Raw genomic sequence first — 17,814 nt, forward strand, 5'->3', positions numbered from 1 at the left:
AGCGGGAAGCGTGGGAGATGGCGAAGAGAGTAGGGGTCGATAAGTGGCTCTTCGGAGTGGTGCTGCTGCTGGTCCTGTTCGGGCTGGTGATGGTCTTTTCAGCCTCGGCCGTTGTGGCCAAGGCTGAGTATGGAAGTCCGTATCAGTTCATGCTTCGTCAGGCGGCTTGGGCTGTTCTGGGGATGATTGCGCTGGTTCTGCTGATGAAGGTGGACTATCGCAACTACAACAATCCGAAGGTTGTGTTCACTGCGGTTGCGGTGACGATGGTGCTGCTGATCGGCGTCTTTGCGATGCGCGACTCGCACAATACGCATCGCTGGTTCCGCTTTGGAATCATGAGTTTTCAGCCCTCGGAGCTGGCGAAGCCGACGCTGGTGCTGTTTCTCGCATACTTTCTCCAGACTCGTATTCACAAGATGGACGACTGGCGCGGAACGGTTCTTCGCGCTGCGCTTCCTCCGCTGGTCTTTGTCGCGCTGATCCTGAAGGAGCCGGATCTTGGGACCGCGATGGTTTGCGCGGCGGTTACGGCGCTGATGCTGTATCTCGCGGGGATGCAGGTGAAGTATCTCGGGATCGGGCTGCTGGCCTCGATGCCGGTGCTTTACTACATGCTGTTTCGCGTGCCGTGGCGCAGGGCGAGAATGTTGGCCTTTGTGAATCCTGAGGCCGATCCTCGCGGAACGGGATTTCATATTCTGCAGTCGCTGATCGCGGTTGGCACGGGTGGTCTGCGCGGGCTCGGGCTGATGGAAGGACGGCAGAAGCTGTTCTATCTTCCGGAGCCGCATACGGACTTCATCTACGCGAACGTCTGCGAGGAACTTGGGCTGATCGGCGCGCTGCTGCTGGTTGCACTGTTCGTTGCTCTCGGCTATCGCGGGCTGCGGGCGGCTTATCTTTCGACCGATCCGTTTGCGCGGTTCCTGGCGTTTGGGATTACCTCGACGGTGCTGATCCAGGCGTTCTTCAATATGAGCGTCGTGATTGCTCTGCTTCCGACGAAGGGAATCACGCTGCCATTTGTATCGTTTGGCGGAACGTCGCTGTTTGTAATGCTGGCGAGCATGGGCGTTCTGCTGAATGTGACTCGCGAGATTGATTGATGCAGCGAGTCGGCGAGTCAGCGAGTCAGCGAGTCAGCGGGTTGCGGGTGCTGATTGCTGGTGGTGGAACGGGCGGTCATGTGGTTCCGGCGCTGGCGATTGCGCGGGAGCTTCGGGATGCGCATAGCGCTGAGGTTCGGTTTGTTGGGACGGCGCGCGGGCTGGAGACTCGGCTGGTTCCCGAGGCTGGATTTGGGTTGGAGCTGATCAAGGTTGGTCAGCTCAAGAATGTGAGTCTTGCGACTCGTGCGCGGACTCTGTTTGATCTTCCTTTGGGCGTTCTGCGTTGCGTTGAGCTGCTGCGGAGCTTTCGGCCCGATGTTGTGATCGGGGTTGGAGGTTATGCTTCAGGGCCGGCGATGATGGCGGCGATTCTGCTGCGTGTTCCTACGGTGGCGTTTGAGCCGAATGCGGTTCCTGGGCTGGCGAACAGGGTGGTTGGAAAGTATGTCAGTGCTGGTGCGGTGAATCTTCAGGAGACGACGAGGTACTTTCGCAATGCGCGAGTGACGGGAACGCCGGTTCGGCCGGAGTTCTTTGCGATTCAGCCGAAGCCGGTTGCGCCGGCTCGGCGGCTGCTCGTGTTTGGCGCGAGCCAGGGCGCGCGCGTGTTGAACGAGATGATGCCGAAGATCATGGAGCGGCTGCTGGCGGCGTTTCCGGAGCTGACGGTGGTTCATCAGACCGGCGCTCGTCACGCTGAGACGACCTTGGCGGCGTATCAGCAAGCTGGTGTTGGCTTTGAGCGGCTGCGGGTGACGCCTTATCTGGACGACATGGCGGCGCAGTTTGCGGAGACTGATCTGATTCTTTGCCGCAGCGGAGCGAGCTCGGTTGCGGAGGTTGCGGCTGCGGGAAGGGCAGCCGTTCTGATTCCGTTTCCGCAGGCGGCAGATGATCATCAGCGGAAGAACGCTGAGGCGTTTGTCGCGGCGGGCGCGGCGGAGCTGATCATCGAGCGAGAGTTGACGGAGGAGCGGCTGCTCTCAACGCTGACGGCGCTGCTTGCGGATGATCCGCGACGGGTTGCGATGGGTGAGCGGTCGCGGGCTCTGGCTCATCCAGAGGCAGTGCGGGAGATTGCCGGGATGGCTGTGGGGCTTGTGCGCAGGGTCTGACCCCCCTCCCCCCTTGTTTTTGTAAATTATCTGCTTTCAATGGTTTATGCGAATCGCGCGGTGTAAAATATTGAAAACAGATATTTTAGTGGTCAAAATCTTGATTTGTAAAGGGTTACGGGTAAACGTTTGGTTTCTGTCTTTCTGACCCTTTCTTTAATTCTATGTGGTGGATGGGAATTAATCGGCAACTTGTATCTCTTTTGGTTTGATAGACATGCGGCGAAATGGGGCTTGACAAACCTGATTTGCTGGGTTTTTGAGGGTCATTTTTGTAAACGGATTTATTTTGTGTGGGTTTGACGGCGATTTGGCGGTTCGGCTTGGCGATGATCCTTGCCAGCACGGGCAAAAATACAGGGATTCCACGCTTCCCTCGGAATGACGACGTTTGGGTTGGGTTGAATGTCCGGGGCCTGCGTCAGAAGAAGCAACTGTATGGAAAGCACGGAGGGCCCAGAAGCCGAGCCACCTTCAGGGACGCGAAGGGTGTGGGTGGAGAGAAGGGCAAAAGCGAAACGGGCCAGGATGGTTTGATTCCTGGCCCGTTCCGCTGCCGCAATGAAAGTGAAGCTTAGCGATGTCCGCCGCCGCCGCCGCGGCCTCCGCCTCCACCGCTGAAGCCGCCGCGTGAACCGCCGCTGAAGCCTCCGCCGAAGCTGCCGCGAGAGCCTCCGCTATAGCCGCCGAAGCTGCCGCGAGAGCCTCCGCCGCTATAGCCGCCGAAGCTGCCGCGGTTGCCGAAGCTCTGGCTGGGCGCGGAGTAGGCGCGGTTGCTAAAGCTCTGGCTGGGCGCGGAGTAGGCGCGGTTGCTGAAGCTCTGCGAGGGGCCGGAGTAGCTGCGTCCCTGCGAAGGCATGGCAAAGCTACGCGGCGTGCTGCTCATGCTGCTGGCGCCGTTCTTCCAGGCAAAGTTGCCTCCGCTGGCAGAGCGCGAGCCGAAGCCGCCGTAGCTGGTGCGGCCCTGCGTGGTGATGTGGCGGTCCGCTGAGACGTTCTCCATGCCGCGATTGCCTTGGAAGTTTCCGCCGCGATTGCCCCGGAAGTTTGCGGCTGAGTTGCCGCCGTTCTTCCAGGCAAAGTTGCCGTTGCGGGTGCTATTGGCGAAGTTGTTTCCGCGGTTGTTGTAGTAGGAGCCGCGGTTGCCGCCGGCGTAGTTGCCGCTACGGTTGGTCCAGCTCGATCCGCCGGGGCGACCGTCGTAGTGACCGCCGTAGGGACGGTTATAGACGTAGCCGCCGCCCTTCCATCCGGGGCCAAAGCGGTTGTAGCAGCGGTTGTAGAAGAAGCGTCCACCGCCCCAGTATCCGCCGTAGAAGCCTACGCCGAAGTAGCCGAAGCCGTAGTTGATGCCGCCGTAGTAGCCGACGGTGGGTCCCCAGTAGCCGGCGTTCCAGAAGTAGCCTCCGGTGCCGTAGCCCCAGTAGCCGGGGGTCCAGAGGGCTCCGGTGTAGGGCGGGAGCACCCAGGCGCCTTCGACCCACTCGTAGCCTTCACCAGTCCAGGCCCAGTAGCCGGGGGTCCAGATGTAACCGGGGCCGGGAATGACGGGCTGCGCGTAGACGGGGATGGCCGGGGGCGCGACGGCGACAGAGACGAAGACACGGGCCTGAGCCGGGGCGGGAGCAAGGAAGGCTGCGCCGGTAAAGACAGCAGCGCCGAGAACTGCGGCGCCGAGGGTGTTGCGAAGATTACGGGAGAGGTTCATTGCCTGCCTTTTGCCTGTGCTCCTTCGTTTAGCCCGAACGAGGCGGGGCTTCGCGGAGCGCCGGCTGAGGTTCCTGCCCGCTTTGCCGTGCGGATCAGGCACTCAATAGGTTAGACCCAATGTACAGCTTTTTGTTGTATGGCGGTGAATGATTGTTCAGGGGGGTTGGGGTGGGTTGGTGCTGTCGGCAGTTTTGTGCTGGCACAGGGCAAAATGCAGGTCCTTCGACTCCGCTGCGCTCGCTCAGGATGACAATTCTATGGTGGGGTGGATAGCTGTTGATGTCGGGCAGATGTTACCCGTAAGAGACTGTCGCGGCGCTGCTAGAGTGGAGGTATGGCCGTATCTCTGACGACTCCTGCGCACTTGTTTCTTGCTTCCTCGCAACGCATTCATTTTATTGGGATTGGCGGGATCGGGATGAGCGGGATCGCGGAGATTTTGCTGACGATGGGGTATGCGGTTTCGGGGAGCGACCTGAGGCGGTCGGCGACGACGGAGCGGCTGGTGGGGATGGGGGCGCGGGTCTTCGAGGGGCACTGTGCGGCGAACGCGGCGGCGAGCGATGTGGTGGTGACGAGTTCGGCGGTGCAGGCGGACAACCCGGAGGTGGTGGAGGCGCGGGCGAGGAAGATTCCGGTGATCCAGCGGGCGGAGATGCTGGCCGAGCTGATGCGGCTGAAGTATGGGATCGCCGTGGCCGGGATGCACGGGAAGACGACGACGACGAGCATGGTGGCGGCGGTGCTGGGCGCGGGGGGGCTGGATCCCACCGTTGTCGTCGGAGGCCGAGTGAATGCGCTGGGGTCGAATGCGCGGCTGGGGAACTCGCAGTATCTGGTGGCGGAGGCGGATGAGAGCGACCGATCGTTCCTGAAGCTTTCGCCTGTGCTGGCGGTGGTGACGAATCTGGATCGCGAGCACATGGACTGCTATCGCGATATGGCGGACGTGGAGGGCTCGTTCCTGGAGTTCATGGATCGCGTGCCGTTTTATGGGGCGTCGACGGCGTGCGTGGACAATGCTCTGCTGCGGGCGGTGCTGCCGAGGGTGAGGCGGAGGCTGTACACGTATGGCGAGAGTAAGGACGCGGACTTCCGCGTGGAGTCGCTTCGTCAGGTGAGGGAGGATGGGATCTTCTCGCAGTTTGAGGTGAACTACAGGGGCCTGGTGCTGGGGCCGTTCTGCCTGCATGTTCCGGGGCGGCATAACGTGTTGAATGCGACGGCGGCGGTGGCGGTGGGGGTGCAGCTGGGGGTGGCTCCCGAGCAGATTGCGGCGGGGCTGGAGAGCTTTCGCGGGGTGGACCGGCGGTTTCAGATCAAGGGCATTGCCCGGGGCGTGACGGTGGTGGACGACTATGGGCATCATCCGACGGAGATCGTGGCGACGCTTTGCGCGGCGCGGGAGTGCGGGTACGGGAGGGTGCTGGTGCTGTTTCAGCCGCATCGCTATACGCGGACGCGCGATCTGATGAAGGAGTTTGCGGAGGCGTTTGGGGATGCGGACCGGGTGGAGGTTCTGGATATCTATGCGGCGAGCGAGGAGCCGATTGCCGGGGTGACCGCGGAGGCTCTGGTGAAGGCGATCGGGAGGATTGGAGTTCGGTACGCAGCCAGTGTGGCGGAGAGCGTGGAGGCGCTGGCGCGGGAGGCTCGCGAGGGGGATGTGATTCTGACGCTGGGGGCAGGGAGTGTGTCGCAGGCAGGGGCTCTGCTGCTGGAGCGGCTGGGTGGGTAGGGAAGGTGCGGCGGGGAGAAGCAGGTTTCTCCACTGCGCTTCGCCTCGGTCGGAATGACGGATTCGTGGCGCGGGATGACAGATTCGTGATGGGGGATGAGTGACATAACAGGAACGGGGGAGTGACGAACGGGGTGAGTTCCTGAAAGGGTACAAGAGGGAAGTTGAGGAGTTTGGCGGGCGTTGTGCGGGATATAGTCAGGATGGCGATTCTCGCGGCCTTGCTCGGGTTTGCGAAATAGCGATGGATCTTCGAGGCGCGAGATGGCGGTGCTGGAGGCGCCCGAGCCGGAGCACGCCTCGGAGACGGCCCGGCCGGTAAAGGCTTCGAGTGGGCCAAAGAGGACGATGCGTCGCGAGTTTACGGACTTCGAGGATGACACGGACGAGCTGGAGGACGATGGCCGTGCGCGGGGCCGGAGACGGCAGGGCCGCGGTGTGCGCGTTCGGCTGCGCGGAGGCCTGCCGCGATCGATGGGCGGACGGCTCGGCGTGCTCGCGGCGGTGCTGGCGCTGGTGGGCCTGTGTGCGGCGGGGGCGATGGTAGCTCGGACGGCGATCCTGCATGATGAGCGATTTGTGATTCCTTCGTCGTCGTCGATCGAGGTGCAGGGGAACTCGCATGTGACGCGGGCGCAGCTGCTGAGCATCTTTGGCGAGGACGTGGAGCGGAACATCTTTCGCGTGTCGCTGGAGGAGCGGAAGCAGGCCTTGGAGCAGCTGCCGTGGGTGGAGCATGCGACGGTGATGCGTCTGCTGCCGAATCGGCTGCGAGTGGCAATTGTGGAGAGGACTCCGGTGGCGTTTGTGCGGCAGGGAAACCACATCGGCCTAGTGGATGGGAACGGCGTTCTGCTGGACATGCCGACGAGAGTGCAGGCGGATATGCACTACTCGTTTCCGGTGGTGACGGGGATTGCGGCGGGCGATCCGCTGTCGCTGCGTGCGGCGCGGATGAAGCTGTATGCGCGGTTCACGGGCGAACTGGATGGGTCGGGCGAGAAGATCTCGGAGAAGCTGAGTGAGGTGGACCTTTCGAATCCCGAGGATGTGCGCGCGGCGATTCCGGACAAGGGCGGCGAGGTGATGGTGCACTTCGGGGAGGACAACTTCCTGGATCGCTACCGTAAGTTTGAGGAGCACCTGGCGGAGTGGAGGACGCAGTATCCGCGACTGTCGTCGGTGGATATGCGGTATGAGCGGCAGGTGGTTCTGGAGATGCAGCCGGGCGGTGCAGCGCAGGCACCGGCAGATGGCGCGGGGGGAGCGCCGGCCGCTCCTGACGCGGAGAAGAAGGCGGCGGCGTCTGTGCCTGCACATGCTGTAGCGCCTCCACATGGTGCGGTGGTGAAGAAGCCAGCGCCGAAGACTCCGGCGAAAGCACCGAAGGCTCCGGCCACGAAGAAGACGAGCAAGAGCGTGGGGGCGCATGCCGCTCCGGCAAGAAGCGCCTCCGCCGGGCAGACGCAGCGGGCGAAGGCGAGCAGCGAGGCGTACCGGGTTCATCCTCCGAAGAAGGGAGCTGCAGCGGCGGAACAGGGTTCGGATCCGAACGTGAAGTATCACCCGCCGCAGGTGATTCATCCATGAAGAGTCAGAGACCGGAGAGTCTGATTACGGTGCTGGACGCAGGCACCACGAAGAGCGTGGTGCTCGTGGCGGAGCTGCACGACGGCGTACTGCGCTATCGCGGGCACGGCATCGAGCGTTCGCTGGGCATGCGCAAGGGGCTGATTGCGGAGCTGGGGCCGGCGGCCGAGGCGATCAATCGCGCGGCGCTGACCGCGGAACGCACAGCGAAGGCCGCGATCGAGACAGCAGTGGTGGGCATTGGCGGGACGCATGTACGCGGGGTGAACTCGCGCGGCGGCATCAGCCTGGGAAGCAGAATGCGCGAGATTACGCGCGAGGAGGTACGTGCTGCCGTGGACCGCGCGCGCAGCGTTGCGCTGCCACCGGACCGCGAGGTGCTGCACCTGCTGCCGCAGGAGTTCATCCTGGACGACCAGCCGGGGATTCACGATCCGGTGGGGATGGTGGGGAACAAGCTTGAGGTGAACCTGCATCTCTCGACCTGCTCGGGCGGCGTGGCGCAGAGCGTGATTACGTGCGCGAACCGCGCGGGGCTCGAGGTGATAGACACGGTGTACGAGGGCATCGCCGCGGCGGAGTCGGTGTTGAGCGCCGACGAGCGGGAACTGGGCGTATGCATCGCCGACATTGGGTCGAGCACGACGGAGCTGGCGGTATTCTTCGAGGGCTCGGTGGCGCACACGGCGGTGCTGCCGATCGGCGGGGACCACTTCACGAACGACCTTGCCGTGGGACTGCACGTGACGGTGGAGGAGGCCGAGTATCTGAAGCGGACGTATGGTCACTGCGTGGTGACGGCAGTTCCGCAGATGAACGAGATCGAGGTGGGCGGCGATCTGGCGATCTCGGGCGGGCAGCCGGCGCGGATGGTGCGGCAGAGATTCCTGGCGGAGATTCTGGAGCCGCGCGCGCGGGAGCTGTTCACGATGCTGCGCGACAATCTGCGGCACGGAGGCGTGCTGGAGGCGCTCGGCGCCGGATGCGTGGTGACGGGCGGTGGCGCGCTGATCTCAGGACTGCTGGATAACGCCGAGAGCCTGCTGCGTGTTCCGGCTCGGGTGGGGTATCCGGTGCCGCTGTCGCGCATGCCAGAAGATCTGGCGCGGCCGGAGTTTGCGGCGGTGATCGGTATGCTGCTGTACACGCACAGGACGCAGGTGCGGAAGGCCAGCGAGGAGCAGGGGCTGCGGGCGAAGCTGAAGTCGATCTTTGCCGGGAGTTTCTAGGAGCAGAGTTCACTTTTCTTTTTGGGCTCAGGTTGAACCAGCGATGGTACGTGTCAGTGGAAAACGTGGATGATTTGCGTGCGGCGATGATGGGAGAATTGGAGTGAAGGAGCACTGCATCCATGCCGAATCTGCCTGAAGACGACATCCGCATTCACTATCATGACGAGGTCCCGCGCGGGGCGAAGATCAAGGTGATCGGTGTGGGTGGAGGCGGCAATAACGCCGTGAACCGCATGATTGCGGCGAAGGTGGAGGGCGTCGAGTTCATCTCGGCGAACACGGATGTGCAGGCGCTGACGGTTTCGAACGCTCCGGTGAAGCTGCAGCTTGGGGTGAAGCTGACGAGCGGCCTGGGAGCGGGCGCGAACCCCGATGTGGGGCGGAGGGCGGCGCTCGAGGATTCGGACAAGATCATCGAGGCGCTTGAGGGCGCGGACATGGTGTTTGTCACCGCCGGTCTGGGCGGAGGCACGGGAACGGGCGCGGCACCGGTGATCGCCTCGCTGGCGAGTGAGATGGGCGCGCTGACGGTGGCGGTGGTGACGAGGCCGTTTGGCTTCGAGGGCAAGCGGCGCATGATGCAGGCCGAGCGCGGGTTGCAGGAACTGCTGGATTCGGTGGACACGGTGATCGTGATTCCGAACGAGAAGCTGCTGGCGGTGGCCAAGGACGCCGGGTTCTTTGAGAGCTTCCGGATTGCGGACGATGTGTTGCGGCAGGGCGTGCAGGGAATCTCGGACATCATTACAATTCCTGGCGTGATCAATCGCGACTTTGCCGACGTGAAGACGACGATGGCCGGGATGGGCTATGCGGTGATGGGAACGGGCGTGCGCTCGGGGCAGAATCGCGCGGTGGAGGCTGCGATGGCCGCGATGGCCTCGCCACTGCTGGAGTCGGGCGCGATCGATGGGGCGAAGGGAATCCTGATCAACATTACGGGTTCGAGCAGTCTGAAGCTGAGCGAGGTGAACGAGGCCTCGACGATCATCCAGACCGCGGCGCACGAGGACGCAAACATCATCTTCGGCGCGGTGCTGGACGAGACGATGGGCGACGAGGTGAAGATCACCGTGATCGCTACGGGCTTCCGACAGCAGGAGATGCCGGAGCGGAGGGAGCGGATGCTGGCCGAGGCGACGCTACCGACGGTGCGGTACGAGGTTCCGATCGAACCGCGGGTCGTGGCTCCGCGTGCGCAGGCGGCGCAGGTCTCGGCGCCGCAGTCGACGGTGTCGATGCCGAAGTTTCTGAGCGACGCGGAGGCGATGAAGCCTGCGCCAATGTCAATGGAGCGTCAGACGGAACGTCAAATCGAGCGTCACGAGGTGTCAGCGCAGGAGGGCGCGGAGCTGATTCCGGTGCCGGCGTCGGTCTTCGATGACGATTTTTTCCGGGCTGCGCCGCCCCGGGTGGCTCCGGCGCACCTTCCGCACGAGTCGGTGCGATTAGAGACGGGATTGCGGGAACAAGCTTACTTTCAGGCGGTTGAAAGCGTCCAACGTGAGGGAACTGTCGCTGATTCAGGAATTCGGGGTCCGTTTGGCGGAGCGGTTGCGGAGAGTACGGAGCCGGATGAACTTGATATTCCCGCATTTCTCCGTCGCGGGCACTAGAATAGAGATGTAGACGAAAGGGGGATCTCCCTTTTGTCTTGGAAGATCTGAATTTAAGGGCGATCTGCGATTTGCCGGAGAGATTTGGCAGCTCGATTGCATTTGTGTTTTCTGATTTGAGAAGAGGAGTCGCCTGTGTCGAAACTTGTCAGGGTGATTGTGTTATTGGTGGTGGCCTTGATGTTGGATGCCGGCGCGTGGGCGACGACGTCGTCAAGTGCCACAAAGCGCCGGTCCGCGGGGACGGCGCACGTTTCGCCAACTGGAAAGGCCCGCACGGCTAAATCGACCAGGGCAAAGACAAAGACGGCAGCGACCAAGCGTGTCTCGAAGACAACGATCACCAGAAAGCGCGGTCGCGGTGCGAGGACCCAGCTGGCAGTACGGCGGAGCCGGTACCGTGAGCACTTCTCGGCGAGCTCGTTCGCGGACAACCTGACGCTGGGCGACGTGACCGATGGCGAGGATCCGGTGGTTCGCGCGGCGGCGATCGAGGCCCTGGGCAATATGAACGGCACGGCGGTGGCGATCGACCCGTCGAACGGGCGGATTCTGGCGATGGTGAACCAGAAGCTGGCGCTCTCGCGCGGAGCCGAGCCCTGCTCGACGATCAAGCTGACGGTGGCGCTGGCGGCTCTCGAAGAGGGAATCGTCAAGCGCGATACGCCGGTGAACCTGGGCGGACGTTACCGCCTGACGCTGACCGAGGCGCTGGCGCACTCGAACAACGCGTACTTCGAGACGATCGGACGCACGCTGGGATTCGAGCGGGTGAAGCACTACGCGAACGAGTTCGGGCTGGGCGAGTTGGCGGGATATAACATCCAGGGCGAGCAGCTGGGAGTCTACCCGGACGAGGAGCTTCCGGCGAAGCTTGGCGGCGTGGGACGGATGTGCTCGTTCGGCGAGAGCGTCTCGATGACTCCGCTGCAGCTGGGCGCGCTGGTCTCGGCGATCGCGAACGGCGGGACGCTGTACTACCTGCAGCATCCGGAGAATGCGATCGACATCGCGTCGTTTGAGCCGCGGGTGAAGCGGCAGCTGAACATCGCTCCGCTGATTCCGGAGATGCTGGACGGCATGCAGGGCGCGGTGATGTATGGCACGGCGCGGTCGCTGCGGGCGAGCTTCAACGAGTTTCCGGTGATGGGCAAGACGGGAACCTGCTCGAACAACGGAACGCGGTTCGGGTGGTTTGGGTCGTACGCCGATACTCCCAATGGCCGCATCGTCACGGTCTTCTTCCTGGAAGGCGGAAGGCCGACCTTCGGACCGAAGGCGGCGGAGCTGACGGGGCAGTTCTATCGCGCGCTGTGGGACAAGAGCTACTTCACGCCGAAGAGCCAGCAGTCAGCGGGCGTGACCACGCTGGGCGCGTCTGAGTAAAAGTCATTGCGGTTTCGGATTGGCCCTGCGCGACGCAGGGCCTTTTCGTTTTGCAGCGACTCTTCGGTTACGCTTTTTGCCCCGCTGGGCGGAATCAAGTAGAAGGGTGGAATGAGAGTTCTAACCGCAGCGGAGATGGGGGAGACGGACAGGCGCACGGTGGAGGAGTTTGGGGTTCCGCTTGGGGTTCTGATGGAGGCGGCGGGCGGAGCGGTGGCCGCGTTCTGCAAACGGCAGTATCCGGCGGCAAAGCGGGTGCTCGTGCTGTGCGGCAAGGGGAACAACGGCGGCGATGGAATGGTGGCGGCGCGTGTGCTGGCAGGGGTCGGATTAACCGTGAAGGTGGCGCTGCTCGGAAAAATGACTGAGGTGAAGGGGGAGGCGGCGTCGGCGATGGCTCGGCTTCGCAGAGAGGCTCCGGACGTAGCGGTGCTGGAACTGGAGGACGAAGGCGAATTGCGTCCGGCCTTCGAGTGGGCGGAGCTGCTGATCGATGCAGTGGTGGGGACGGGATTTCGGCCTCCGCTGCGCGGGCTGGCGGCGGCGGCGCGCGAGGTCGTGAACTGGGTGGCCGCTCCGGTGGTTGCGGTGGATGTTCCGAGCGGATGGGATGCGGACTCGATGTCGCAGACGGTCGAGGGAGCGTTTCGCGCGGACGCTGTGGTGACGTTCACTGCTCCGAAGCTGGCGCATGTGTTTGGGTATCTGACGGCGGGGCCGGTGGTGGTGGCGGGGATCGGGTCGCCGCATGCGGCGGTTCCGCGGGGCGATGGGCTGAGCTGGACGGGAGGCTCGAAGGTGCTGGCGGAGAGGCCGAGGAATCCCAACTCGAATAAAGGGAAATTCGGGCACGTGCTGGTGGTGGGTGGGAGCTACGGGACGGCGGGGGCTCCGGCGATGGCGTCGCTGGCCGCGCTGCGAACGGGTGCAGGGCTGGTGACCGCGGGGGTTCCAAAGTCCGTCGTGGATGTGGTTGCGGGGGTGACGCCGGAGCTGATGCTACGGCCGCTCGACGAGGGAGCCGAAGGCGCGGTGGCGATGGCGAATGTGCAGGGCCAGAGGCTGGAGGCTCTGCTCCAGCGGATGACCGTGGTGGCGGTGGGACCGGGCCTCTCGCAGCGTGGGGAGGCGCCGGATGTGGTGCGAGAGCTGGTGGCGAAGACGACCGTCCCGATGGTGGTGGATGCGGACGGGCTGAATGCGTTCGACGGCAGAGCGGATCTGCTGGATGGCACCGGAAGAGTGCTGGTGCTGACGCCGCATCCCGGCGAGATGGCTCGGCTGACCGGGATGACGGTGAAGGAGGTTGAGGCGGATCGCATCGGGCTGGCGCGGCGCTTCGCGACGGAGCATAAGCTGACGCTGGTGCTGAAGGGGTGGCGCACGCTGGTCGCGCATCCGGATGGCCGCGTGGCGGTGAATACGACGGGAAATCCTGCAATGGCCAAAGGTGGCAGCGGCGATATTCTGACCGGGATCGTCGCGGCGATGCTGGCGCAGTATTCGGATGACCCGGCGGCGGCGGTGGCAGCGGCGGTATACCTGCACGGGCTGGCGGCGGACTTCGCCGCACGCGCGATGGATGAGCACACGGTACTTGCAACCGATACGGTTACACATCTTTCCGATTCGTTTCGGTACCGGGTGAAGGATGAAGATGGATTGACGTGGGTTTGTGGGTTGCGGTGAGAAGTTCGTCACTGCAAAGCAAAAATACAGGGTCTCTCCACTGCGCGCTTCGCGCTTCGGTCGAGATGACGTCTCGCAGGAAACGCGGTATTGGCTACAGGAGAATGAGTGAAGCAGTTTTCGAGAGAGAAGAAGTTTAAGACGCGAAGTGTGGACGGCACCCTTGCGCTGGGGGAGAGGATCGCGGAGATCCTGCTGCCGGCTCCGAAGCTGGTGGTGCTGCGTGGCGAGGTAGGCGCGGGAAAGACAACGCTGGTGAAGGGAATCGCCGCCGCACTGCACGCGGCGAGTGAAGAGGACGTGACCAGCCCGACGTTCACGCTGGTGCATGAGTATGCGGGGCCGAAGGTGAGGATCTATCACCTCGATCTCTACCGGCTGGAGACAGAGCGCGAACTGGCGACGCTGGGAATCGACGAGATGACCGCGGAGCCCGACGCGCTGGTGCTGGTGGAGTGGGGCGAGCGCTTCGAGAGCATCGTCTCGCGCATGGACGCCGAGATCGCGATGGAGCATGGCGAGGGCAACGAGCGCGGCATGATGGTGCGTTGGGGATAAGTTCAGCTAGGGCTCTCGCTGGTCCGAGAGCCCCGGTTTTTTTTGCGTTTTACGAGATGACGGCACCGCCGTCGATCACGACGATCTGACCGGTGGTGAAGCCGGACTGCATGAGGTAGAGATAAGTCTCTGCGATGTCTTCGGGCTCACCGATGCGACCTGTGGGCAGCTTGCTCGCCGTGTCGGCGTACATCGCCTCGCGCTCACTTTCTGATATTGGTGACCACAGTGGCGTTCTCACCATGCCGGCGCATACCGAGTTGACACGGATGGGGGCGAGATCGAGGGCGAGGCTGCGGGTGAGCGATTCGACGGCACCGGCGACTGCGGCCGTAGCGCTCCAGCCCTTCCAGGGGCGGATTGCAACGATGCCGTTCGTCAGCGTGATGGAGCCGCCGGGACGGATGTGTGGCCCGCTCGCTGTGGCTGCGAGATAGGCTCCCCAGAAACGGACCTCGAAGGCCTGGCGCGCCTGTTGGAGGTTCGGCTGGAAGGCGGGCATGGTATCGCCGGCGGTGACGACGAGGTGATCGAAGCCGTTGAGGCTGGCGAAGAAGCGTGTGAGCGAAGCTTCGTCGGTGACGTCTACAGTGGCTCCCGTGACTCCGGCGGGAAGTTCGGCGAGCGCGTTGTCGACGTTCGCCTGGCTGCGTGAGGCGATGATAACCTGCGCGCCTGCCTGCGTGGCGGCACGTGCAGTGGCGAGGCCGAATCCTGAGGTGCCGCCGAGAATGACGACCTTCTTGCCTTCGAGTTTGTTTCTGAGTGCGGACATGGTTACTGTTCCTTTTCCTCCGGCCCGATCGCTTGGGGAACCGGATGTAGGGTTATAGATGGATTCAGCATGTATGCGAACCATGCATAATGTGCATCATGACCATGCGTTGGATGCAACTGCGGCAGGCGGACCTGAATCTGCTAGTGGCGTTTATGGTTTTCGCCGAGGAGTTGAATGTGAGCGCGGCGGCGAAGCGGCTGTTGTTGAGCCAGCCGGCGGCGAGCCGGACGCTGGACCGGCTGCGCGCGCTATTCAACGACGACCTGATGGTGCGTGGGCCAGGTGGATACCGGCTGACTCCGGCCGGAGAGCGGCTGCAGAGCGAGTTGGGACGGCTGCTGCCGGAGCTCGACGCGGTGATGGGGAGGCCGGCGTTCGATGCGATGACGGAGGAGGCAACGTTCCGGATTACAGGCCCGGACAATGTGTGCGCCGTGCTGGGACCGCTGTTGTGCCGCAATGTGCTGCCGAAGGCGCTTGGCGTGAGGATGTTGTTCGTGCCGTGGAGTGAGAGTGCGTTCGAGGACCTCGACCGCGGGCGTGTGGATGTGGCGCTTTCGAACGATGACGTGCTGGTGCCGGAGCATCTGCGGGCGCAGATGCTCTATCGCGAGCGGTGGTCGTGCGTGGTGGCAAAGGAGAGCAGTCTGCCGGAGCGATTGACGCTGAAGCAGTATCTTGAACAGGAACATATTGTGGTGTCGGTGCTGGATGGCGTGCAATCGATTCCAGACAAGCGACTGGCGGCTCTCGGAGAGGCGCGGCGGTGGTCCGTGCGCATGCCGTACTTTGGCGCGGCGCTGGAGTGCATTCCGCGGACGCAGCTGGTGCTGACGGCGACGTCGGGTGTAGCAAGGGTTGCGAGGGCGCGGCGCGAGCTGAGGGTGATTGAAGCGCCACAGGAGATTACGGGGTTTGGATTCCAGGCGGTGTGGCATCCACGGCTGGACTCGGACCCTGCTCATACCTGGCTGCGCGAGCAGTTGGTCCGATTGGCCGCGGAGTTGTGAGAATCAAGGCAGTGAGAGAGGAGGCAGTGATGCAGAGTGGACCGGGAAAGACGTTGGTGATTGTGGTGTACCGGCCGAAGCCGGGTATGGAGGCTGAGTTGTTGCAGCTTACTCGCGAGCATGTTCCTCTGCTGCGGAGAGAAGGGCTGGCCACGGATCGGCCGGTGGTCGCAGGACGAGCAACGGACGGCACGGTTGTGGAGGTCTTCGAGTGGGCTGAGGGCGGCGTGGAGCGGTCACACTCGAACCCCGTGGTGCTGAAGCTCTGGGAGAGGTACGCCGCTGCCTGCGAGATCGTGCCGCTGAACCAACTGGCCGAATCGTCCACCATGTTTGCATCGTTTGCTCCTTTGGATTTGGGTTAGCGAGTCAGCGAGTCAGCGAGTCAGCAAGTCAGCGACTGGCGACGTGATGCCCGGGCTCTTCTCATGCGAAGAGCCTTTGCTGGGTGGGGCCTTCGGTTCGGTGAGGAGACTTCTTTGCGCCTGCCGGGTTTGGAGGGGTGTCGTCGGCGGAGTCGCTGAAGCGGCGGTTGAGGCCATGTCGTTCGCGAGCCTGGGAGACGAGGCGGCTGAGGTGCAGGGCGTAGTCGCGCGAGGCGAAGTCGGCGTGGTCGAAGCGGCGGTGGTAGTCGGCGACGAGGTGAGGGAAGTGCTCCCGAACGAAGCTCAGGTAGGTAGGACGGGAGCACGGCTTGAGGAAGAGAGGGTTCGCGGTGAAGAAGCTGGCGTTGACTTCTGCGGCGAGCCCGGCCATGCGGTCGATGGCCTCTTCGGTGTCGGTGATTCCGGGCAGTAGCGGCGAGCAGAGAATCCCGGTGGTGATGCCGGCCTGGCGGAGGCGGCGGACGGTGTCGAAGCGGAGGTCGGGGCGCGGGGCGCGAGGTTCGAGCAGGCGGGCAAGAACGGCGTCCGGCGTGGTGATGGTGATGTGGACGACGAGATGGTTGCGGCGGTGAATCTCCTGAAGCAGGTCGGTATCGCGCAGGATGAGGCGGGACTTGGTGACGACACCGATGCGAAGTCCGGCGTGGCGGGCGAAGACGTCGAGCAGGCTGCGCGTGATGCGGGCTCGGCGCTCGACGGGCTGCCATGGGTCAGTCGCGGTGCCGATGGCGATCTCGTCGTACGAGTGATGGCGGCGCAGCTCCTGATCGAGCAGCCAGGCGGCGTTCTGCTTGAGGAAGATGAGCCGCTCGAAGGTGGCGGGGTCGTGGAAGTCGGGCTGATTGGCCTGCTGGGTGGGGAACTGGGGCTTACCGGGAGCCGGAGCCATGAACTCGTGGGTGTAGCGGGCGTAGCAGTAGCGGCAGGCGAACTCGCAGCCCCGGTAGGGATTGATCCCCCAGGCCATCCATGTCATGCGTTTGGACTGGATGCGATTGAGGATGGAGCGGACCTTGAGGGTGCGGAACTCGATGAGGTGTCCGTCGTCGGCGTGGGTGGACTCGAAGGCCATGCGGGCGATGCCGGTTGGGGCGGACGAGGGCTGATTGAGGATGGGGAAGAGGGGTTCGGCGGTTGGTAGTATTTTCGCCATTTGTTCGCCTTCGTGTATCGAGCATAGGCCGGGGCGACGGCGGCGTCAAGCCCGGAGTTCTGAAACAGGCCAGCCGCCTGGAATGGGTGGCCGAGGCCGCTGTTTTCATGTTGTTTGGCTGGACCGGTTTAGTACACTTCGGCCATGAACTTCACTCTCTCAGGGATGCCGGTTCCGCTTCGCTTTCGGCCTGAGACGCCGATGAGCGACGAGGAGCTGATGCGCTTCTGCGCGGAGAACGACGGGGTGCGCGTTGAACGCGAGGCCAATGGAGAGATTCTGGTGATGACACCGGCGGGTAATCGTACGGGACGAATGAATGCAGCCATCATCGCGGCCCTCGGGATCTGGGCGGAAAGAGACGGCCGTGGCTATGTCTTCGACTCGAACACTGGATTCACGCTTCCAGATGGATCGATGCGCAGCCCGGATGCAGCGTGGGTGAAGGCGACGCGTTGGGATGCTCTGAGCGGGGAGGAGAAGGAGCGGTTCTCGCATATCTCACCGGAGTTCATCATCGAGCTTCGTTCGCCGTCGGACCATCTGGATGATCTTGAGGCAAAGATGGTCCAGTGGATTGCGAACGGCGTGCAGATGGCGTGGTTGATCGATCCGGAGCGGAGAGTCGTGGTGATCTACCGACCAGGCGATGGGCCGGAGGTCCTGCATGATCCGAGCTCAGTGCAGGACAGCGGCGTGATTGCGGGGTTTGAGCTGGTGATGGCCAGGGTTTGGAACTGA

The 17,814-nt window shown here is 63.4% G+C and carries 15 protein-coding genes; 12 read left to right on the forward strand and 3 right to left on the reverse strand.

Annotated features, from left to right (window positions below; translation table 11 throughout):
• Positions 1 to 17: 17 nt before the first annotated feature.
• Positions 18 to 1,109, forward strand: coding sequence for a putative lipid II flippase FtsW (gene ftsW / locus Q363_RS03245; protein ID WP_035347881.1), 1,092 nt, complete (start codon positions 18 to 20; stop codon positions 1,107 to 1,109).
• A complete protein-coding gene (gene murG / locus Q363_RS03250; protein WP_051978295.1) occupies positions 1,109 to 2,227 on the forward strand; it encodes an undecaprenyldiphospho-muramoylpentapeptide beta-N-acetylglucosaminyltransferase in 1,119 nt (372 codons plus the stop codon). Before ftsW ends, murG begins: the two co-directional genes overlap by 1 nt.
• A gap of 574 nt (positions 2,228 to 2,801) precedes the next feature.
• Here murG and Q363_RS42620 read toward each other — a convergent pair.
• The gene (locus Q363_RS42620) at positions 2,802 to 3,935 is read right to left on the reverse strand and encodes a YXWGXW repeat-containing protein (protein ID WP_035347883.1); all 1,134 of its coding nucleotides are present in this window, start codon (positions 3,933 to 3,935) and stop codon (positions 2,802 to 2,804) included.
• A gap of 336 nt (positions 3,936 to 4,271) precedes the next feature.
• Between Q363_RS42620 and murC the strand changes: the two genes are divergently transcribed.
• The 7 genes from murC to tsaE all read left to right on the forward strand — a co-directional run bounded on the left by murC (position 4,272) and on the right by tsaE (position 13,746).
• Entirely contained in the window at positions 4,272 to 5,675 is a 1,404-nt protein-coding gene (murC, locus tag Q363_RS03265; RefSeq protein ID WP_051978296.1) for a UDP-N-acetylmuramate--L-alanine ligase, read from the forward strand.
• 264 nt (positions 5,676 to 5,939) lie between these two features.
• Entirely contained in the window at positions 5,940 to 7,265 is a 1,326-nt protein-coding gene (locus Q363_RS03270) for a cell division protein FtsQ/DivIB (protein ID WP_064742596.1), read from the forward strand.
• The gene (ftsA, locus tag Q363_RS03275) at positions 7,262 to 8,494 is read left to right on the forward strand and encodes a cell division protein FtsA (RefSeq protein WP_035347884.1); all 1,233 of its coding nucleotides are present in this window, start codon (positions 7,262 to 7,264) and stop codon (positions 8,492 to 8,494) included. Before Q363_RS03270 ends, ftsA begins: the two co-directional genes overlap by 4 nt.
• A 122-nt stretch (positions 8,495 to 8,616) precedes the next feature.
• Complete coding sequence (gene ftsZ / locus Q363_RS03280; RefSeq protein WP_035347885.1) at positions 8,617 to 10,113, forward strand: cell division protein FtsZ; 1,497 nt, start codon at positions 8,617 to 8,619, stop codon at positions 10,111 to 10,113.
• 135 nt (positions 10,114 to 10,248) lie between these two features.
• Positions 10,249 to 11,499, forward strand: a complete 1,251-nt coding sequence (locus Q363_RS03285; RefSeq protein WP_035347886.1) for a penicillin-binding transpeptidase domain-containing protein — start codon at positions 10,249 to 10,251, stop codon at positions 11,497 to 11,499.
• Between the two features lie 111 nt (positions 11,500 to 11,610).
• Entirely contained in the window at positions 11,611 to 13,188 is a 1,578-nt protein-coding gene (locus Q363_RS03290) for a bifunctional ADP-dependent NAD(P)H-hydrate dehydratase/NAD(P)H-hydrate epimerase (protein ID WP_035347887.1), read from the forward strand.
• 108 nt (positions 13,189 to 13,296) lie between these two features.
• Entirely contained in the window at positions 13,297 to 13,746 is a 450-nt protein-coding gene (gene tsaE, locus Q363_RS03295) for a tRNA (adenosine(37)-N6)-threonylcarbamoyltransferase complex ATPase subunit type 1 TsaE (protein ID WP_035347888.1), read from the forward strand.
• 49 nt (positions 13,747 to 13,795) lie between these two features.
• Here the strand turns inward: tsaE and Q363_RS03300 are convergent, their stop codons facing one another.
• Entirely contained in the window at positions 13,796 to 14,521 is a 726-nt protein-coding gene (locus Q363_RS03300; RefSeq protein WP_035347889.1) for an SDR family oxidoreductase, read from the reverse strand.
• A gap of 98 nt (positions 14,522 to 14,619) precedes the next feature.
• Here Q363_RS03300 and Q363_RS03305 point away from each other — a divergent pair, with 98 nt between their 5' ends.
• Positions 14,620 to 15,534: a LysR family transcriptional regulator gene (locus tag Q363_RS03305; RefSeq protein ID WP_245632012.1), complete on the forward strand. Its 915-nt coding sequence runs from the start codon at positions 14,620 to 14,622 to the stop codon at positions 15,532 to 15,534.
• 29 nt (positions 15,535 to 15,563) lie between these two features.
• On the forward strand, positions 15,564 to 15,899 hold the full coding sequence (locus Q363_RS03310; RefSeq protein ID WP_035347890.1) for a hypothetical protein: 336 nt from the start codon (positions 15,564 to 15,566) through the stop codon (positions 15,897 to 15,899).
• 61 nt (positions 15,900 to 15,960) lie between these two features.
• Here Q363_RS03310 and Q363_RS03315 read toward each other — a convergent pair whose 3' ends face one another.
• Entirely contained in the window at positions 15,961 to 17,073 is a 1,113-nt protein-coding gene (locus tag Q363_RS03315; protein ID WP_035347891.1) for an SPL family radical SAM protein, read from the reverse strand.
• Positions 17,074 to 17,217: 144 nt separating this feature from the next.
• On the opposite strand from Q363_RS03315, the gene Q363_RS03320 reads away from it, so the two are divergent.
• Positions 17,218 to 17,814 carry a Uma2 family endonuclease gene (locus tag Q363_RS03320; protein ID WP_084079926.1) on the forward strand — a complete coding sequence of 199 codons (597 nt, stop codon included), beginning with the start codon at positions 17,218 to 17,220 and terminating at the stop codon, positions 17,812 to 17,814.

Source organism: Edaphobacter aggregans DSM 19364 (assembly GCF_000745965.1).
Taxonomy (GTDB): domain Bacteria; phylum Acidobacteriota; class Terriglobia; order Terriglobales; family Acidobacteriaceae; genus Edaphobacter; species Edaphobacter aggregans.

Coding starts and splice junctions, on each gene's coding strand:
- ftsA (WP_035347884.1), top strand. CDS start 7,262: ATGAAGAGTCAGAGACCGGAGAGTCTGATTACGGTGCTGGACGCAGGC.
- ftsZ (WP_035347885.1), top strand. CDS start 8,617: ATGCCGAATCTGCCTGAAGACGACATCCGCATTCACTATCATGACGAG.
- Q363_RS03305 (WP_245632012.1), top strand. CDS start 14,620: ATGACCATGCGTTGGATGCAACTGCGGCAGGCGGACCTGAATCTGCTA.
- murG (WP_051978295.1), top strand. CDS start 1,109: ATGCAGCGAGTCGGCGAGTCAGCGAGTCAGCGAGTCAGCGGGTTGCGG.
- ftsW (WP_035347881.1), top strand. CDS start 18: ATGGCGAAGAGAGTAGGGGTCGATAAGTGGCTCTTCGGAGTGGTGCTG.
- Q363_RS03315 (WP_035347891.1), bottom strand. CDS start 17,073: ATGGCGAAAATACTACCAACCGCCGAACCCCTCTTCCCCATCCTCAAT.
- Q363_RS42620 (WP_035347883.1), bottom strand. CDS start 3,935: ATGAACCTCTCCCGTAATCTTCGCAACACCCTCGGCGCCGCAGTTCTC.
- Q363_RS03320 (WP_084079926.1), top strand. CDS start 17,218: ATGAACTTCACTCTCTCAGGGATGCCGGTTCCGCTTCGCTTTCGGCCT.
- Q363_RS03270 (WP_064742596.1), top strand. CDS start 5,940: ATGGCGGTGCTGGAGGCGCCCGAGCCGGAGCACGCCTCGGAGACGGCC.
- Q363_RS03310 (WP_035347890.1), top strand. CDS start 15,564: ATGCAGAGTGGACCGGGAAAGACGTTGGTGATTGTGGTGTACCGGCCG.
- murC (WP_051978296.1), top strand. CDS start 4,272: ATGGCCGTATCTCTGACGACTCCTGCGCACTTGTTTCTTGCTTCCTCG.
- Q363_RS03290 (WP_035347887.1), top strand. CDS start 11,611: ATGAGAGTTCTAACCGCAGCGGAGATGGGGGAGACGGACAGGCGCACG.
- Q363_RS03300 (WP_035347889.1), bottom strand. CDS start 14,521: ATGTCCGCACTCAGAAACAAACTCGAAGGCAAGAAGGTCGTCATTCTC.